This window comes from Mesorhizobium sp. WSM4976 (genome assembly GCF_029625685.1).
GTDB lineage: Bacteria > Pseudomonadota > Alphaproteobacteria > Rhizobiales > Rhizobiaceae > Mesorhizobium.
The window spans coordinates 20,370-36,867 of sequence record NZ_JARTVT010000042.1 but is presented as its reverse complement, the minus strand read 5'-3'; the positions used below and the strand labels follow the sequence as shown (position 1 = coordinate 36,867).

Genomic DNA, 16,498 nt, shown 5'->3' with positions numbered 1-16,498 from the left:
CTCAACCGCGCAGCTTCAGGAATCGCTGCAGTCGCTACTTCATGATCTTGACGGCTTCGGCGATTTTTTTCCCGCCGTGCGAACTCGGCGCGAACTTCGTGCAACCGAAAACGGCGGCATGTGTTATTGATATCCGTTCGGGCAATCCGCCGAAACCCACAGTGGCTACCAAGCGGATTGCATAAGAACAAGACGGCTGGAGGTCGGGCGGGACGGCTCCGAAGCGAAGAAAGGAAATCCCATGAAGGAATTTCAGTGCGGATCGCTGGTTCCCGGCTGTGACTGGCACACGCGCGCCGACGAAGAAGCCGAGGTGATGCGCCGCGCCGTCGAGCATATGCGCGAAACGCATGGCGAGACCATCATCCGTGAGACGATGATCGAGGCGATCCGCTCGCGCATCCAGAAGGCCCGCGACGCGGCCTGAGCGGCCGGATCAAGCCTCAACGTAGCAAGCCGACAGACGAGACGGGCAAGACGGTTTCCGTCCCGTCCCGCTGTTTGCCGTCGATCCCTACGATCGCCGGCCCATGCAATATCGTGCGTAATTCGAGAGAATTCTTATATTCGTAACAGCATAGATAACCTCGCGGTAACGGTGCGCGTGCGATTCTGCGGCGCATTATCCGGCTAGAGGAGGCGCCCGACGCCCCCTTTGTCATCAAGGCGATGCCGGAATGGTGGGCGAGGTGTTTTCCCGCGTGCGCGAACGGTCCAAAATCCCAGGCGGTCTTTGCATGGCGGCGCTCCTCTTGTGCGCCCTCCTCTTTGCGTCCGCGGCTCCCGCCCAGGAATGGACCACCTCGCTCGTCGATATCCATCAGGGTTCTCCGCTCAGCGACAAGGCCAGGGGCCTCGGCGCTGGCGGCTATGAATTGCAGAGCGGAAGCTGGGTCTCCTTCAGCCGTTGGTATCACGCGAGTTGGGTCGACATGCATGTCGACTTCCTCACTCAGATCACGCCCGATACGGGCTTTCTCTGGGGGTTCGGCACCGGCGAGCAAGCCGATAAATATCGTATCGAGCCCAGCCTCAAGCTCGGATTTCTCACTCAGACCCATCCGAATCCCAACAGCACGCTGTCCCTGTCGCTCACCACCGTCATCGGCGGCAACCTGACGGAAAAGCCTTGCGAGGCCGACTACGGCGAGTTCGGAACCTACAGCGTCAATTGCCGGCTGGCGGCGGGCGAGACCGCGCCTGAGCAAACGCTGAAGTATCTGGTCAGCGCCAAGCCGGAGACCATGCATCTCTGGCTGAACTACCGTCTCACCTTCTGATCGGAGGGGCTGGCAAATGAAGTCATCTTGTCCCGAAACTCACAATCGCACGTCCTGAATCTGTTTGACTGGAGAATCAACATGTCGGCTAAGTTCCTGAAGTTCGGTCTCGCCGCCGCCTTGGCTATTCTTTCGGCGCCGATGGCATCGGCGCAGGAAGCTCTCAGCCCGGACGAAATGGCTGCGCTCTGCCATGGCGGCGGGCCCATCTGCGTGAGCGCCACGATCCCGGTCGCGCGGACGACGCAGACCGTACAGAGTTGGATGAGCCCCGACGTCGGCGCCGCGTGGGCCGCCGGCTACAAGGGCAAGGGCGTCACCATCACCATCGTCGACGACTTCAGCAGCACATCACGCTTTTCCGGCAATTTCGGCATAGGCGTGCAGACACAGCGGCACGGTGAATGGACGCGCGAGGAGGCAAGCATGATCGCCCCCTCGGCAACCATCCGCTCCAAGGATTTCTCGACGGGTTCGGCCGTCTCGCTGGCCGGCGGGCGTAACGTTCTCAACCTCAGCTACGGGATGTACACCACCGCGGGCTACGGCGTGAACCAGATCTGGTGGGCTCCGGAAGAGGCGTCGATCATCAACTATGCGACCAAGGGAACGGCCGTAGTCTCGAAGGCGGCCGGCAATGACTCGGTCGCCGTCGGCGGCGTCACAGGTGGTCAGCAGGACTATCTCGACCTTGCCTTGATCGGCAAGCCGACGGCGATCTTCGCCGGCGCGCTGTCGACAAACGGCACCACGGCGAACAAGGCGCAGCTTGCCTGGTATTCCAACTACGCCGGCTCCAACCCGCTTGTGCAGAGCCATTTCCTCGTGGTCGGCGTCGAAGGCGACAAGACGGGCCTCTACGGAACTTCGTTCGCCGCGCCGATCATCTCGGGCTACGCCGCGATCATCGGCAGCAAGTTCACGAAAGCGACGCCGGCTCAGATCACCAATGACCTGCTCAACACGGCCCGCACCGATACGCTGGTGAACTACGATCCATCCATCTATGGCAAGGGCGAGGCAAGTCTCTCGCGGGCGCTGGCTCCTGTGGCGATACACTGACAGGCGCGCCGGTAGCCCGGCGGACTAAGGCTCCAGGGCCTGCGCGGCGCGTTCCATGAGCGCGCCGCGTTCCAGCGTGAAGCCCGAACCGACCCATTCCCTTTCGAGGTTCTTCAGCGTCGCGCCGAGCTTCGGCCCCGGTGACGCGCCAAGGCCTGTCAAGTCGGCGCCTTTGATCGGAAACACCGGCTTTGACCACTTCAGCGTGAAGTTGAGCAGGCGTGAAAGGCCGCCGGCCTCCATCATCGCCTGATTGTCCTCGAAGGCACGCGTCCGCGCAGCTGCAAGCGCCAGCCGAATACGATCGAGATAGCCGCCGCGGTCGCCGTAGTAGAGTTTCTTGGCCAGTTCGGTCTCGGTCGTCTTCGCGTCCGGGGCGATGGTCAGCGCCCAATGCCGCAGGCGAGCGGCCTCGTCATTCGAAAGCCGCAGCCGCTCGCCAAGCGTCTTCATACGCGCGGCATCGGGCGGGACGATTGCCTCGAGCCGCAGTATCGGATCGGCGGTCCATCCGAGATCCTTCCCGGTCCTGGCCAGGCCGTGGATGGCATCGATGCCCCATTTCTCGCTTTCCGGCAGCACGGCGGACAGCACGCCGGCCTGGCGCATCCAGAGCAGGGCGCGCGAGGGGTCCGGAGCCGACAGCAGCTTCTTCAGTTCGGACCAGACGCGTTCGGCCGAAAGCTGGGCAAGCCCCTCCTTCAGCCTGGCACAGGCCTTCAAGCCTTCGGCATCGGGCCGGCCGTCGCCATACCAGGCGAAGAAACGGAAAAAGCGCAGGATGCGCAGATAATCCTCGCGGATGCGCGCCTCCGCGTCGCCGATGAAACGCAGCCGCCGCGCCTCTATATCGGCAATGCCGCCGACAAGATCGACGACGGTGCCGTCGGCTTCGGCATAGAGCGCGTTGATGGTGAAGTCGCGCCGCTCGGCGTCAAGCTTCCAGTCACGCCCGAACGTCACTTTCGCCCGTCGGCCGTCGGTCTCGATGTCAGCGCGCAGAGTGGTGACTTCATAGGGCTTGCCGCCCGCGATCACGGTGACGGTGCCGTGTTCGATCCCGGTCGGCACCGTCTTGAAGCCGGACGCCTCCGCGCGTCGGATGGTCTCTTCGGGCAGTGTCGTCGCGGCGATGTCGATGTCGGCCACGGGTTGGCCAAGCAGCGCATTACGCACTGCGCCGCCGGCGACTCGCGCTTCCTCGCCGCCCTGCTTCAGCGCGGCAAGCAATTGCTGCAGGGGCTTGTCGCCAAGCCAACGAGCCTGGCCCGAGAGGGATACCTCGACGCTCACGCATAAAGCCTTTCATACAGCGTGCGGATGATGCCGGCGGTGACGCCCCAGATTCGCTGGTCGCCATAGGGCATATCGTAAAAGAACCATTCGAGATCGTTCCACATGCGGCTGTCGCGCGTGTGGTTGGCCGGGTCCATCAGGAAACTCAGGGGAACCTCGAAGGCAGCGTCGACTTCGTCGGCATTGAGCGTCAGCGAGAAGCCGGGCCGCACCACCGAAAGCACCGGCACGATGCGGTAGCCGCTGCCCGACACATAATCCGGCATGCGGCCGATGATCTCGATATGGTCGCGATCGAGGCCGATCTCCTCGAAGCTCTCCCGCAGCGCGGTTGCCTCGGGGCCGGGGTCGGTCGGATCGATCGTTCCGCCTGGAAAGGCCACCTGGCCGGAATGGCTGCGCAGCTTCTCGGCGCGCTTGGTGAGCAGCACCATGGCGCCCTCGGCGCGGTCGACGACCGGGATGAGCACGGCCGCGTCCCGCAGCGGCTTGACGTGCTGGAGCCTGGGGTGATCCGGATTGAAGCGATGATCGCCGAAATCCTCGCCAGGGGTGGTCGCGGCCTGCGCGGCGACCCGCACCCGGAAATCCGCGATCGAAAACGGGACCCGCGTCACCTGGTCCATCATGCGCTTAGCCGTTTCAGTTTCTCGGCCGGCATGATCGGATAGACCTCGCCCCCCGAGCGGACCGCGAACATCGCCTTGCCGTCGATGTTGATCTCCTCGCCATGCGCGACCAGTTCGTACATCACCGCGCGCGCCACCAGCGCCTCCAACCGTCCGCGCACCAGCACGTAGGGTTTCAGCCCGCCGGTTGCGTCCTCATCGACGAAGCGCAGCGGATGGCCAGGCCCGGCGGTCACCACATCGCCGACATTGGTGCGGAAAGTGATGACTTGCTCGTCGCCGTTCCCGGACACATTCATTTCGACGGCGATAAAAGGCGCGTCGACGACGCGGATCCCGACCCGTTCGACCGGCGTCACGAGATACGTCTTGCCGTCGGCATCCTTGCGCAGCACGCTGGAAAAGAGCTGCACCAAGGGCATGCGACCGATCGGTGTGCCGAGATAGAACCAGGTGCCGTCCGCCTTGATTTCCATGTCGAGGTCGCCGCAGAAGTCCGGATTCCAGCGCTCGACCGGCGCCGGCCCCTTGCCCGCGCGGGCGGCGCGCGAAACCAGCGCCTCAAGTCCGCGCGCCTCGGTAGCACTCGTCAAGCTCTGCCTGTCCGGGCTCTGTTCACGATGTTCGCTGCGTTCGGCCATGGTCACGAAATAGTCACTGTTGTCCCGATTGTCAGCCTTGTCCGCCCAAGTCTGTGATTTAAGTTCATTCACAGGCGCCGGGCGAAGCCGAATCGCGGCATTCTGCGACATTGAGAATGCGGGCCGGTGTCTCCAACCACAAGGATCGAGCGGCATGAGCGTGATGATCAAGGAAAGCCCGATCAGCGAGAAAGCGATGATCGAGCAAGCCGAAAAGGCGCTGGCCGACATCTCCAGGGTCCGCGATGCTGTCGGCCGGGTGATCTTCGGCCAGGAAGCGGTCGTCGAGCGCACATTGGTGGCGCTGCTGGCGGGCGGCCATGCGCTGCTGGTCGGCGTGCCGGGACTCGCCAAGACCAAGCTGGTCGAAACGCTGGGCATCGTGCTCGGCCTCGATTCGCGCCGCGTCCAGTTCACCCCCGACCTGATGCCTTCGGACATCCTCGGCTCCGAGGTGATGGAACAGGACGAGTTCGGCAAGCGCTCCTTCCGCTTCATTTCCGGGCCGATCTTCACGCAATTGCTGATGGCGGACGAGATCAACCGGGCCTCGCCGCGCACGCAGTCCGCGCTGCTGCAGGCTATGCAGGAATATCACGTCACCATTGCCGGCGCTCGCTACGACCTGCCCTCGCCCTTCCATGTGCTGGCGACGCAAAATCCGCTGGAACAGGAAGGCACCTACCCGCTGCCCGAAGCCCAGCTCGACCGCTTCCTGATGCAGGTCGACATCCTTTATCCGGACGTCGATGCGGAGCGTCGCATCCTGCTCGAAACGACCGGTATCGACGAAGCCAAGGCCGACAAGGTGCTGCAGCCGGCGAGACTGAAGGAAATCCAGACGCTGATCCGCCGCATGCCGGTGCCGGAAAGCGTCGTCGAGGCGATCCTCAAGCTGGTGCGTTCGGCCAGGCCCGGACAGGGCAATGCCGACACGGACAAGCATGTCGCCTGGGGGCCGGGACCCCGCGCCAGTCAGGCGCTGACCCTGTGCGCCCGCGCCCGCGCCCTATATGATGGGAGGTTGGCGCCGTCGGTGGACGACATCCGTGCCTTGGCGGAGCCGGTGTTGCAGCATCGCATGGCACTGACTTTCGCCGCCCGCGCAGAAGGCACTTCGGTGCGCGACGTGGTGGCGAAGCTGGCAAAAGGCATCTAATGGGTCAAATAGGCGAGGTCCAGGCACCGGTTGCGACGCGCGACGCGCTCGCCCGTGGCCGGTTGCGGGCTTCACTGGTGCCGGACCTGCTGGTCGAGGCGCGGCGCATCGTCAACACGGTGATCGCCGGCTGGCACGGCCGCCGCAAACGCGGAATCGGCGAGAATTTCTGGCAATTCCGGCCCTATGTCGAAGGCGATTCCTCGCGCATCGACTGGCGCCGCTCGGCCAGAGACGACCATACTTATGTGCGCGACCGCGAATGGGAAGCCGCGCACACCGTCTGGCTCTGGGCCGATCCCTCGCCTTCCATGCTCTACAAATCCACCGGCGCGGGCGTTTCCAAAGAATCGCGCGCGCTGGTGCTGGCGCTCGCCTTGGCCGAGCTTTTGTCGCGCAGTGGCGAGCGCATCGCCTGGCCGGGCCTGACCGACCCGTTCACCGCCCGCAACGGCGCCGAGCGCATCGCTGCCCAGTTGAGCCACGCCGCCGCGCAGCCTGCCAAACCCGACCTGTCGGCCATCCGCCGCTTCTGCGACATCGTGCTCGTCAGCGATTTCCTCGACCCGGTCGAGGAAACCATGACCTGGCTCGAGGTGCTCGCTCGCCACGGCGTGCGCGCGCATCTTATCGAGGTCGCCGACCCGGCCGAGGAAACCTTCCCCTATGCCGGCCGCACCGAGTTCGCCGATCCGGAGACTGGCGACAAGCTGACCGCCGGCCGCGCCGAGATGCTGGCCGAGGAATACCGCCTGCTTTACCGGGTCCGCCGCGAGGAGCTGGCTGCATGGTGCAAGCGTCTCGGCTGGAGCTTTACGGTCAACCACACGGACCGTCTCGCTTCCGAAGCGCTGGTGCGCGTCCACATGGCAATGACCGCCGACGGCAGTCATGCAGGGCTGACCGATAAAGGTCATGCCCCGCAGGCCACTGGAAAGGCCGTCGCATGAGCTGGCTGCCGCTTTCCTTCGGGGCGCCCATGGTGCTGTGGGGCCTTCTGGCGCTGCCGGTGATCTGGTGGCTGCTCAGGCTCACCCCGCCCAAGCCGCAGACCGAAGTTTTTCCGCCGCTCAAGATCCTGGCCCGCGTCCTCAGACGCGAGGAGACCCCGCAGCAAAGCCCGTGGTGGCTGACGCTGCTTCGGCTGCTCATGGCCGCGCTTGTGGTGATGGCGCTGGCCGAGCCGGTCTTCAATCCGCGCGAAAAGCTGCCGGCGGAAGGTTCCGCCCTGGCGCTTGTCATCGATAACAGCTGGGCAAGCGCCGCCGACTGGGGCAAGCGCGTCGCCACCGCCGAGCGGCTGATCGCCGACGCCGGATCGAACGGCGTGCCGATCGTCATCGCCTTCACCGCCGAAAAGCCCAACGCCGAGATCGGCCCCTTCGATGCCTCGGCCGCGCTCGACCATCTGCGCGCCGCCAAGCCACGACCGATCCCGACCGACAGGCCCGCGGTTTATGCCCGCGTCGCCGCCGCGCTGGAGCGCCTGCCCGGCGCCAGCGTTGCGGTGCTCGCCGATGGGCTTGCCGCCAAAGGCGACGAGGCGGCGTTCAACACGCTGCTCGACAGGAACGCGAAGCGGCTGGTCTGGGCAACGTCCGACCGGCCCTCGGTGACTGGCCTGATCAGCGCCGAGAACCAGGTCGACGGTTTCGCTTTGACCGCCATTCGCGCGCCGGGCAATCCGGCGCCGGCGCAGGTCACCGCGGGCGCCTTTGACGACAAGGGCCGCCGCATCGCCGATGCGACGCTGACCTTCTCGCCCGGCGAAGCCGCCGCCACGGCGACGATGGCGGTTCCATTCGAGCTGCGCAACGATTTCGCCTCGATCGCGCTCGACGGCGAGCACCAGGCCGGCGCCGTGCGTGTGCTGGACGAGAGCTCCAAAAGACGTCGCGTCGGCCTTCTGTCGCAGGCCGAGGCCGACCAGGCGCAGCCGCTACTGTCGGCGCTCTACTATATCCGCCGCGCATTGCAGCCCTTTGCCGACCTGGTCGAACCCTCGAGCGCCGACCTCGCCGACGCCATTCCGCAGCTCCTCGACCAGAAGCCGGCGATGATCATCATGGCCGATGTCGGCACCATCCCGGAGCAGGTCAGGCAGCGTCTGGTGGAATGGGTCGACAAGGGCGGCACCCTGGTGCGTTTTGCCGGCCCGCGTCTTGCCGCGGCCGGCAATGACGATGACCTCCTGCCGGTCCGGCTTCGCAGCGGCGAGCGCGCGCTTGGCGGCGCGCTGTCCTGGACGACACCGCAGGCGGTCACCGAATTCCCGAAGAACGGTCCCTTCGCCGATCTTTCCCCACCCTCCGAGGTGACGGTCAGCCGGCAGGTTCTGGCCGAGCCGACGCCCGACATCGTCGAGCGCACCTGGGCCACGCTTGCCGACGGCACGCCGCTGGTGACGGGCATGAAAAAGGACAAGGGCACGCTGGTGCTCTTCCATGTCACGCCCGAGGCGACTTGGTCGAACCTGCCGATCTCCGGCACTTTCGTCGAGATGCTGCGGCGCGTCGTGCAGCTGTCGCGCAACCAGGGCGCGGCGATCGCCAATGCCGAATCCACCGCCGCTTCGCTGGCACCGTACCGCATGATCGGCGCCGACGGCATGCTCACACCCCCCTCGCCCGATGCCCGCCCGCTGGTGCCCGGCGCCGGTCCGATGCCGGTGACACTGGAAAATCCGCCCGGCCTTTACGGCTCCGAGACAGGTGTGTTCGCGCATAATCTCCTGGACGCGTCGAGCACCTTCGCGCCGCTGGTCCGCCCGCAGGTTTCGCTTCCGGTGACCGCCATCCCCTATGCATTCGACGAATCGGAAAACCTCAAGGGGCCGCTGGTCGTCGTCGCGCTGCTGTTGATGGCGCTCGACACCTTGGCCGTGTTCTGGATGGGCGGCCTGCTGGCGCGCCGGCCACGCCGCGCGGCCGTGGCTGCCACAGCCGCCGTTCTGGTCATTCTGGGCGGCCTCTTCGGCCACGCCGATCTCGCCCGCGCCGACGATTCGAAGCCGGGCGACGCTCAGGCGATCGACGACATTTCGAAGACCCGCATCGCCTATGTGATCACCGGCGAGCCCGGCGTCGATTCGATCAGCCGCGCCGGTCTTGAAGGCCTGACCCGTTTCCTGATCGAGAAAACCGCGCTCGAGCCCGGCCCGCCGGCCGGCGTCGACATCGCCAAGGACGAGCTGTCCTTCTTCCCGCTGATTTATTGGCCGATCGATGCGTCGGCGCCGATGCCCAGCCAGGCGGCGATCGCCCGCATCGATGCCTATATGCAGCAGGGCGGCACGGTTCTGTTCGATACGCGCGACCAGTTTTCCAACGGCATCGGCGCTGGCTCGGCAAGCCCTGCCACCGAGCGGTTGCGAGATATCCTCGCCAATCTCAACGTGCCGCCGTTGGAGCCGGTGCCTTCGGACCACGTGCTGACCAAATCCTTCTTCATCCTTCCGGAATTCCCCGGCCGCTTCAGCGGCAGCCCCCTGTGGGTCGAGGCCTCGCTCGACGCCAGCAACACCGAGAATCGCCCCGTGCGCACCGGCGACGGCGTCTCGCCGATCATGATCACCGCCAATGATTTCGCCGGCGCCTGGGCGGTCGACGAGAACGGCGATCCGATGCTGCCGACCGTGCCGCCGGACCCAATGCAGCGTGTCTATGCGCTGCGCGCCGGCGTCAACATCATGATGTACATGCTGACCGGCAACTACAAATCCGATCAGGTGCACGTGCCCGTTCTGCTCGAACGGCTGGGGCAGTAGCCCATGAACTGGTCAATCTCCTTCGAGCCGCTCGTCTCCTGGCCAGTCTTCGGCCTGCTGTTCGTGCCGTTGCTCTTGCTTGCGCTGGTCGGCCTGTGGTTCCGCCAGCGCGGCTCGGCGCTGCGCTTCATCGCGCTGCTCGCGCTTGCAGCGGCTTTGCTCAACCCCGTGTTCCTCTCGGAGGAGCGCGAGGCGCTGAAGAGCATCGTTGCGCTTATCGTCGACCGCAGCCAGAGCCAGGATATCGGCGACCGCACCAAGCAGACCGACGAGGCGCTGGCCGGGATGCAGGAACGTCTCGGCCGCTTCAAGCAATTCGATGTCCGCGTTGTCGAGGCCGGCAAGTCGGAGGCCGCCGACGAGCGCACCGAGACCAGGCTTTTCAGCGCGCTGGAAGGCGCCTTCCGCGACGTGCCGCCGTCGCGCATCGGCGGCGCGATCATGATCACCGACGGCGAGGTGCATGACGCACCCAGCGGAACGCCGGAATTCAACGCGCCGCTGCATGCGCTGATCACCGGCAGCGAGCATGAGAAGGACCGCCGTATACGCTTCGAGAACGCGCCACGCTTTGGTCTCGTAGGCAAGCCGCTCGATATGAGCTACCGAGTCATTTCGACGGAAGGCAATGGCGCCCCGGTGGATGTGCGGGTCTCGGTCAATGGCCAGCAGGTCTCGGTCGAGCACGCGACGGTCGGCCAGCCGATGAAGCTCTCGGTCACCATTCCCAACGCCGGCCGCAACATCGTCCAGCTCGGCATCGACCGCGAGCCCGGCGAGCTGACGGACGCCAACAACCGGGCGATCGCCCTGGTCGACGGCATCCGCGAGAACCTGCGCGTGCTGCTGGTCTCCGGCGAGCCGCATGCCGGCGAGCGCACCTGGCGCAACCTTTTGAAGTCGGACGCGTCGGTCGATCTCGTCCACTTCACCATTCTGCGCCCGCCGGAAAAGCAGGATGGCACGCCCATCAACGAGCTGTCGCTGATTGCTTTCCCGACGCGCGAGCTGTTCGTCGAGAAGATCAAGGATTTCGACCTGATCATCTTCGACCGCTACCAGCACCGCGACGTGCTGCCGATCCTCTATTACGACTACATCTCCGAATATGTCGAAAAGGGCGGCGCGCTGCTGATTGCCGCAGGCCCCGAATATGCCGGCGAGAACTCCATCGCTCGCACGCCGCTCAACGCCGCGCTGCCGGCCATGCCGACCGGCGAAGTGGTGGACAAGGCCTTCTATCCGCGCCTGACCGATCTCGGCCAGCGCCATCCGGTGACGCGTGGGCTCGACGGCTCGGCAAGCGAGCCGCCGCATTGGAGCCGCTGGTTCCGCACCATCGGCGTCAAGAATCCGGAAGGCGAAGTGGTGATGAAGGGCGCCGACGACCGCCCCCTGCTCCTGCTTGACCGCAAGGGCGAAGGCCGTGTCGGCATGCTGCTCTCCGACCAGGGCTGGCTGTGGGCGCGCGGCTTCGAGGGCGGCGGCCCGCATGTCCAGCTCTACCGGCGCATCGCCCATTGGCTCATGAAGGAGCCGGAACTGGAGGAGGAACGGCTGACCGCCGACGGCCGCGGCATGGTACTGGAGATCCGTCGCCAGACGATGAGCGACGATCCGGGTCCCGCCCAGGTGATCACGCCGTCTGGCAAGACGGTGACGGTGAAGCTCGAGAAAGCCGAGCCCGGCATATTCACTGGCAGCCTGCGGACCAGCGAGATCGGGCTTTACCAGATCGGCAATGGCGACTTGAACGCGCTTGCCCATGTCGGCCCGATCAACGCGCCGGAATTCTCCGACGTGATCTCGACCGAGGACAGGCTCAAGGCGCCGGCCGAGGCGACCGGCGGCAGCGTGCGGCGGCTGGCGCCATCATCCACGCTCGCCAATCTCGCCGGCGGCGTGACGCTGCCTTCGATCGTGCCAGTACGCTCCTCCGCGGCGGCCTCGGGCGACGACTGGATCGGCCTGCGCACCACCGACGACAGCACGCTCAAGGCCGTGTCGCGCGTGCCGCTGTTCGGCGGCTTCCTCGGGCTCGGGCTCTTGCTGCTCGCCATCGGCTCGATGTGGTACCGCGAGGGGCGGTGATCTTTTCCTTCTCCCCGTTTTGCGGGGAGAAGGTGCCCGAAGGCCGGATGAGGGTCGGCGCCCAAAAATCAGAATTCAGCGCTTGCCTTACCGCTCACCCTGCGCGGCCGGCAAGCCGGCCTCGCTGTCCCTCTCCCCGGAAACGGTGCGAGGGATAAAGCCCTACTCTTCCGGTTCGACGGTGAACAGCAGCGGATAGCCCTTGGCCTTGCCGGCGTCGGTCGCCCGTGTCGCCTTGGTTTCCGCGACATCCTTGGTGAACACCGCGACCACACACACGCCACGCGTATGCGCAGTGATCATGACGCGGTGCGCCTGATCCTCGCTAAGCTTGAATTCGCCCTTGAGCACGGTCACCACGAACTCGCGCGGCGTGAAATCGTCGTTGACCAGGATGACCTTGTAGAGCTTGGGCCGCTCTGTCTTCGGCTGAGTCTTGACGCGGGGTTTGATGACGGTTTCGGGCATCGGATCCAGCAGCAAGAGGAGTTTTGATCCTCGCTCTCATTTTGTCACGCAGGAAATCACACGTCCAATTGCGCGCACGGGTAACATGGAGATGGACAATCGATCGACTTTATGTGGGGAAGCGCTGCCGGTGGGTCAACGGCCCTGGCGCCTGACGGGGGGGCGCACCGCGGTGCCCGACTTGCCAGACCCGGCGTCGCCGTCCATGCCCGAGCCGCGTTCCAGGAAAGCGAAGAATATCCAGCAGATCAGGCCGATCAGCGTTATGCCGGTCAGCACGAGCAGAATCCAGGACTGCGCCGGCGTGATGTAGTCGAAGCTTGAAGAGATCAGCGGAGCGAACAGCTCTGGCTCGGTCCTGCCGCTGGCGGGATCCGGCACGGGGCTTGCGGTAAAGATGATCAGCGATCGCGCGGCCGCGGTGGCGATCAGGCCACCGAGTGTCAGCGAACGCATCAGGGACGAAAGCCGCTTCATCATGCGGATTGTCCTACAGCACCGGCATTGCAATCAGGTTAAGGATGACTCGGTGCGGCTGAAACCTGCCGGTTTCGGGCTCCTGCCGTAAAGAAGCCGCCCCGGCCGAAATCGGCTGGAGCGGCCTCCGTCAAAATGGTGCCAAGCTCTGGATCAGGGCTTCTTGGCAGCCGGCTTCGCAGCGGCGGGCTTGGCAGCCGGCGCCTTCTTCTTCGGAGCCGGGCACTTGTGCTTCTTGGTCGGCTTGCAGACCTTCTTGGTCGCTACCTTCTTCGGCGCAGGCTTGGCCGTCGCGTCAGCCGCCGGAGCGGTCGTGGTCGTCGTGGTGGACGCGGCCGGAGCAGCGGTCGTTGTGGCGGCGGCGTTGCCGAGAGCCGGCATCGAGAAGGCCAAGGCAACACCGAGGCCGAGAGCGGAGAGAAGGGACTTTTTCATGGCTTGCTTCCTTTTTTGTGCGGGTCGGGACTCGAGCATCACTGATCTGGGTCGACCGGTGTCACTCCAAGCAGCTTCAAAGCGTTTGCGAGCATCCGGATGCCCTGCGCCTGCTTCTTGTTGGCGCAGAACCGGTCTCCCTTTCTTTGCAGTGCTTTCGCCGCGGTGACCTGCGTTGCCGCGGCATGGGTTTCGAGGGCTTCGTCAACTTGACGGCTGAGATTGATGCAGCGCTCCGTCCGGGTGAGCGGCGGCGCGACCTTTGCGGAGGTAGAGGCACCGGCCGCTGCCGTGATGAGCGATATGCTGAGCAAAGCACCCGTCACGCTGATCCAGAACCTCTGCATTGGTCTTGCCCGTTACTCCGGAAACTTGCGTCGCAGCCATCACCTGACCGCCACGGCATCGGTTATGGCCTTTAAATTTTTCACCAGTTTTTCCCGACTGTAGAATTTTGTTTCTGGATTGTTTCTGGGGAAGCCGGGCTGGCGCCGGTCGCGGCCACTGGCCAAGATGTGGCCCGAATTCTATCGTGTGGGTGGTCGGCCAAGAGATTGCTTGGCCAACAGATGACAGGGTTCCAGTGAAATCCGACGCACACATACTGATCGTCGACGATGACAAGGGCATACGCGACCTGCTGCAGGAGTTCTTCCAGAAGCGCGGTCTGCACACCACGGTCGCCGGCGACGGCGCTGAGATGGAAGCGGTCCTGCGCCGCACCCCGGTTGACCTGATCGTTCTGGACGTGATGCTGCCCGGCAAAAGCGGGCTTGAGCTTTGCCGCGAGATCCGCGCCAACTACACGACGCCGATCATCATGCTGACAGCGGTCACCGAAACGACCGATCGCGTGGTGGGCCTCGAAATGGGCGCCGATGACTACGTGCCCAAGCCCTTCGATCCGCGCGAGCTTCTGGCCCGCATCCGCGCGGTGCTGAGACGCAACGGCAGCGCCGAGCCGCGCCGCCCGGCCGCCAAGCAGATCTATCACTTTGCCGGCTGGACGATGGACTGCGCGCGGCGGCGCCTGACGGCGCCCGACGACGTCCGCGTGGAGCTGACCATGGCGGAATTCAACCTGCTGCAGACCTTCGTCAAGAGCGCGCAGCGCGTGCTCACCCGCGAGCAGCTGATCGAGCTGTCCGGCGGTGACACCGGCTATAGCTTCGACCGCAGCGTCGACATCCTGGTGAGCCGTCTGCGTCGCAAGATGGAAGACGATCCGAAGATGCCGAAACTGATTCTGACCGTGCGCAGCGGCGGCTATCAGTTCTTGCCCGAGACGACGTCCGAATGAGACGCTTCCTGCCGCAGACCCTGCCTGTCTGGGTGCTGCTTATTGTTATTGCCGGTCTCATGATCAGCCAGGTCGCGACGCTCTACATCGTCGCGCGCGATCGGGCCGCCGCCAACGGTATCGTCGATCTCTACCGGTTGAACGACCGCGCCTATTCGCTGGTGCAGCTGATGCATGACGCGACGCCCGACGGGCGCAAGGCAACCGCTTCGGGCTTGTTCAACTCGACTTACGCCTTGACGGTTTCGGACACGCCCGTCGTCACCTCTTCGATCCCCGGCGATGACCAACTGGCCGAGCTGGAGGACATCCTGGTCGGCCGCCTGTCGAAGTTCGGCATTACCGATGCGCGCGTGCGGCGCGATCCGGCCACCCAGGAAGCCGACGTACCGGACGGTCAGGCGGTGAACAAGGACGTCGGCCAGGTCGAGCGCGACCTGCTGGTTCTGGGCGCGGATTTTGCACAGAGCGACAAGCTGACGGCCTCTCTTCGCTTTTCCGATGGGCAATGGCTGAACTTCACCGAGCCGATCACGCCTCCGGGGCCGATCCTCAGCCTTGACAGCTTGCCGCTATACTCACTGATTGCCGGCTTGATCGTGGTGATGTCGATCTGGTCGCTGCGCCGCCTGACGGCGCCCTACCGGATGATGGAAACCGCGGTGAAGCGCATCGGAAATGATCTCAAGAGCCCGCCGATCGCCGAAACCGGCAGTCGCGAGATTCGCGCAGCCGCGAAGGCGATCAACGCCATGCAGATGCGGCTGCGCGATTATGTCGAGGATCGCGAGCACCTCGCGGCGGCGCTGGCGCATGATTTGCGCACGCCGCTGACCCGCATGCGCCTGCGCCTCGAGCTGTTGCGCAAGTCGCCGACGCGCGAGGCGCTCGCGCACGACCTCGCCGACATCGAAAGCATCGCCAGCTCCGTCATCGACTTCGCCAAATTCGAGGTGACCGAGGAAAGGGCCGAGCGGATCGATTTCTGGTCGCTGGTGGAATCGGTCGCGGACTCTTTCGAGGACGCATCCTTCGAGGAGGATGCGACGCCTTCGCGCGGCCTGATCTGCATCGCGCGGCCGGTGGCGCTGCGCCGCTGCGTCACCAATCTCATCCAGAATGCGGTGACCTACGGCAAGAAGGCGCATCTCGGCGTGTGGCGATCGGGCGACACGATCACGCTGTCGATCCGCGACGAAGGCCCCGGCATTCCGCAAGCGAAACTGGACGCGGTGTTCGGCTCCTTCGTGCGGCTGGAGGAATCGCGCAACCGCACCACCGGCGGCCTAGGGCTCGGCCTCACCATTGCACGCAACATCGCGCGCGGCGCCGGCGGCGAGGTTAATCTTTCCAATTATCCGGGCGGCGGCTTGCTGACCGAACTTCGGCTGCCCGTGGCAGCTTGAGTCAGCAGGCGGCTTGCTGGTTCCAATCCGCCACTGGATCGGCCGGCTCTTCCTTGTGATAGTGCCGCCCGTCTTGGCATGAGGAACCGCATCATGTTCTACGCTATCCTTGCCTATCACATCGAAGACACCGTCCAGTCCTGGACGCCTGACGAGGATGCGGCACTGATGAAGGAGCTGCTCGAGGTCAATGACAGGCTCACCCGGGACGGCAAGCTCGGCCCGGCGGCGAGGCTCGGCGCGACAGCACAGGCCGTGACGCTGCGCGGTCCCGGCGACGGCATGGTGATCGACGGTCCCTTCGCCGAAACCAAGGAACAGTTGCTCGGCCTCTATGTCCTCGATTGCGCGGACCAGGACGAAGCGGTCGCCGCCGCGCGCGATCTCAAGCGCGTCAACCCCAGCGCCGTCTACGAAATCCGACCGATCATGCTCTATTTGCCCGGCGCCGCACTGACGGCCAGTTGAGATACCCCCGCCGCTCGCGC

General features: G+C 65.0%; 17 protein-coding genes. 10 read left to right on the top strand and 7 right to left on the bottom strand.

What is annotated here, in order from left to right; genetic code table 11:
- Positions 1-241 precede the first annotated feature (241 nt).
- From P9272_RS33125 to P9272_RS33115, 3 genes are all read left to right on the top strand, one after another.
- Positions 242-427, top strand: coding sequence for a DUF1059 domain-containing protein (locus P9272_RS33125; protein ID WP_128258421.1), 186 nt, complete (start codon positions 242-244; stop codon positions 425-427).
- Positions 428-737: 310 nt separating this feature from the next.
- Positions 738-1,280 carry a hypothetical protein gene (locus tag P9272_RS33120; protein WP_278164267.1) on the top strand — a complete coding sequence of 181 codons (543 nt, stop codon included), beginning with the start codon at positions 738-740 and terminating at the stop codon, positions 1,278-1,280.
- A gap of 81 nt (positions 1,281-1,361) precedes the next feature.
- A complete protein-coding gene (locus P9272_RS33115) occupies positions 1,362-2,342 on the top strand; it encodes a S8 family serine peptidase (protein WP_278164265.1) in 981 nt (326 codons plus the stop codon).
- A 24-nt stretch (positions 2,343-2,366) separates the two neighbouring features.
- Here the strand turns inward: P9272_RS33115 and P9272_RS33110 are convergent, their stop codons facing one another.
- From P9272_RS33110 to P9272_RS33100, 3 genes are read right to left on the bottom strand one after another with little or no spacing between them, the layout of a single operon-like run.
- Positions 2,367-3,635 (bottom strand): CCA tRNA nucleotidyltransferase, encoded by a 1,269-nt coding sequence (locus P9272_RS33110; protein WP_278164263.1) that lies wholly within the window; start codon positions 3,633-3,635, stop codon positions 2,367-2,369.
- Positions 3,632-4,264, bottom strand: a complete 633-nt coding sequence (locus P9272_RS33105) for a CoA pyrophosphatase (RefSeq protein ID WP_278164274.1) — start codon at positions 4,262-4,264, stop codon at positions 3,632-3,634. The genes P9272_RS33110 and P9272_RS33105 overlap by 4 nt, the downstream gene beginning before the upstream one ends.
- The gene (locus P9272_RS33100; RefSeq protein ID WP_128258508.1) at positions 4,264-4,908 is read right to left on the bottom strand and encodes a DUF1285 domain-containing protein; all 645 of its coding nucleotides are present in this window, start codon (positions 4,906-4,908) and stop codon (positions 4,264-4,266) included. The genes P9272_RS33105 and P9272_RS33100 overlap by 1 nt, the downstream gene beginning before the upstream one ends.
- Before the next feature lie 154 nt (positions 4,909-5,062).
- Here P9272_RS33100 and P9272_RS33095 point away from each other — a divergent pair, with 154 nt between their 5' ends.
- The 4 genes from P9272_RS33095 to P9272_RS33080 are packed head-to-tail and all read left to right on the top strand — an operon-like array spanning position 5,063 to position 11,924.
- Positions 5,063-6,067: a MoxR family ATPase gene (locus P9272_RS33095; protein WP_128258425.1), complete on the top strand. Its 1,005-nt coding sequence runs from the start codon at positions 5,063-5,065 to the stop codon at positions 6,065-6,067.
- Positions 6,067-7,017: a DUF58 domain-containing protein gene (locus P9272_RS33090; protein WP_278164261.1), complete on the top strand. Its 951-nt coding sequence runs from the start codon at positions 6,067-6,069 to the stop codon at positions 7,015-7,017. The genes P9272_RS33095 and P9272_RS33090 overlap by 1 nt, the downstream gene beginning before the upstream one ends.
- Positions 7,014-9,833 (top strand): DUF4159 domain-containing protein, encoded by a 2,820-nt coding sequence (locus tag P9272_RS33085; protein ID WP_128258427.1) that lies wholly within the window; start codon positions 7,014-7,016, stop codon positions 9,831-9,833. The genes P9272_RS33090 and P9272_RS33085 overlap by 4 nt, the downstream gene beginning before the upstream one ends.
- Positions 9,834-9,836: 3 nt before the next feature.
- Positions 9,837-11,924 carry a hypothetical protein gene (locus P9272_RS33080; RefSeq protein ID WP_278164258.1) on the top strand — a complete coding sequence of 696 codons (2,088 nt, stop codon included), beginning with the start codon at positions 9,837-9,839 and terminating at the stop codon, positions 11,922-11,924.
- Between the two features lie 162 nt (positions 11,925-12,086).
- Here P9272_RS33080 and clpS read toward each other — a convergent pair whose 3' ends face one another.
- From clpS to P9272_RS33060, 4 genes are all read right to left on the bottom strand, one after another.
- The gene (gene clpS, locus P9272_RS33075; protein ID WP_127225881.1) at positions 12,087-12,392 is read right to left on the bottom strand and encodes an ATP-dependent Clp protease adapter ClpS; all 306 of its coding nucleotides are present in this window, start codon (positions 12,390-12,392) and stop codon (positions 12,087-12,089) included.
- A 135-nt stretch (positions 12,393-12,527) separates the two neighbouring features.
- Positions 12,528-12,872, bottom strand: coding sequence for a hypothetical protein (locus P9272_RS33070; protein ID WP_128258429.1), 345 nt, complete (start codon positions 12,870-12,872; stop codon positions 12,528-12,530).
- A gap of 150 nt (positions 12,873-13,022) precedes the next feature.
- On the bottom strand, positions 13,023-13,304 hold the full coding sequence (locus P9272_RS33065; RefSeq protein WP_128258430.1) for a hypothetical protein: 282 nt from the start codon (positions 13,302-13,304) through the stop codon (positions 13,023-13,025).
- Positions 13,305-13,342: 38 nt separating this feature from the next.
- A complete protein-coding gene (locus tag P9272_RS33060; RefSeq protein WP_128258431.1) occupies positions 13,343-13,651 on the bottom strand; it encodes a hypothetical protein in 309 nt (102 codons plus the stop codon).
- Between the two features lie 236 nt (positions 13,652-13,887).
- On the opposite strand from P9272_RS33060, the gene P9272_RS33055 reads away from it, so the two are divergent.
- The 3 genes from P9272_RS33055 (at position 13,888) to P9272_RS33045 (ending at position 16,478) form a co-directional block, all read left to right on the top strand.
- Positions 13,888-14,604, top strand: coding sequence for a response regulator transcription factor (locus P9272_RS33055; protein ID WP_128258509.1), 717 nt, complete (start codon positions 13,888-13,890; stop codon positions 14,602-14,604).
- Positions 14,601-16,010, top strand: coding sequence for an ATP-binding protein (locus tag P9272_RS33050; RefSeq protein WP_278164254.1), 1,410 nt, complete (start codon positions 14,601-14,603; stop codon positions 16,008-16,010). Before P9272_RS33055 ends, P9272_RS33050 begins: the two co-directional genes overlap by 4 nt.
- Positions 16,011-16,103: 93 nt before the next feature.
- On the top strand, positions 16,104-16,478 hold the full coding sequence (locus P9272_RS33045) for a YciI family protein (RefSeq protein ID WP_278164252.1): 375 nt from the start codon (positions 16,104-16,106) through the stop codon (positions 16,476-16,478).
- Positions 16,479-16,498: the final 20 nt, after the last annotated feature.

Excerpts from the sequence above, each read along its gene's own strand:
- P9272_RS33060 (WP_128258431.1), bottom strand. The coding sequence starts at position 13,651 with ATGCAGAGGTTCTGGATCAGCGTGACGGGTGCTTTGCTCAGCATATCG.
- P9272_RS33125 (WP_128258421.1), top strand. The coding sequence starts at position 242 with ATGAAGGAATTTCAGTGCGGATCGCTGGTTCCCGGCTGTGACTGGCAC.
- P9272_RS33100 (WP_128258508.1), bottom strand. The coding sequence starts at position 4,908 with ATGGCCGAACGCAGCGAACATCGTGAACAGAGCCCGGACAGGCAGAGC.
- P9272_RS33090 (WP_278164261.1), top strand. The coding sequence starts at position 6,067 with ATGGGTCAAATAGGCGAGGTCCAGGCACCGGTTGCGACGCGCGACGCG.
- P9272_RS33095 (WP_128258425.1), top strand. The coding sequence starts at position 5,063 with ATGAGCGTGATGATCAAGGAAAGCCCGATCAGCGAGAAAGCGATGATC.
- P9272_RS33115 (WP_278164265.1), top strand. The coding sequence starts at position 1,362 with ATGTCGGCTAAGTTCCTGAAGTTCGGTCTCGCCGCCGCCTTGGCTATT.
- P9272_RS33120 (WP_278164267.1), top strand. The coding sequence starts at position 738 with ATGGCGGCGCTCCTCTTGTGCGCCCTCCTCTTTGCGTCCGCGGCTCCC.
- P9272_RS33050 (WP_278164254.1), top strand. The coding sequence starts at position 14,601 with ATGAGACGCTTCCTGCCGCAGACCCTGCCTGTCTGGGTGCTGCTTATT.
- P9272_RS33105 (WP_278164274.1), bottom strand. The coding sequence starts at position 4,264 with ATGGACCAGGTGACGCGGGTCCCGTTTTCGATCGCGGATTTCCGGGTG.
- P9272_RS33065 (WP_128258430.1), bottom strand. The coding sequence starts at position 13,304 with ATGAAAAAGTCCCTTCTCTCCGCTCTCGGCCTCGGTGTTGCCTTGGCC.
- P9272_RS33070 (WP_128258429.1), bottom strand. The coding sequence starts at position 12,872 with ATGATGAAGCGGCTTTCGTCCCTGATGCGTTCGCTGACACTCGGTGGC.
- P9272_RS33080 (WP_278164258.1), top strand. The coding sequence starts at position 9,837 with ATGAACTGGTCAATCTCCTTCGAGCCGCTCGTCTCCTGGCCAGTCTTC.
- P9272_RS33085 (WP_128258427.1), top strand. The coding sequence starts at position 7,014 with ATGAGCTGGCTGCCGCTTTCCTTCGGGGCGCCCATGGTGCTGTGGGGC.
- P9272_RS33045 (WP_278164252.1), top strand. The coding sequence starts at position 16,104 with ATGTTCTACGCTATCCTTGCCTATCACATCGAAGACACCGTCCAGTCC.
- clpS (WP_127225881.1), bottom strand. The coding sequence starts at position 12,392 with ATGCCCGAAACCGTCATCAAACCCCGCGTCAAGACTCAGCCGAAGACA.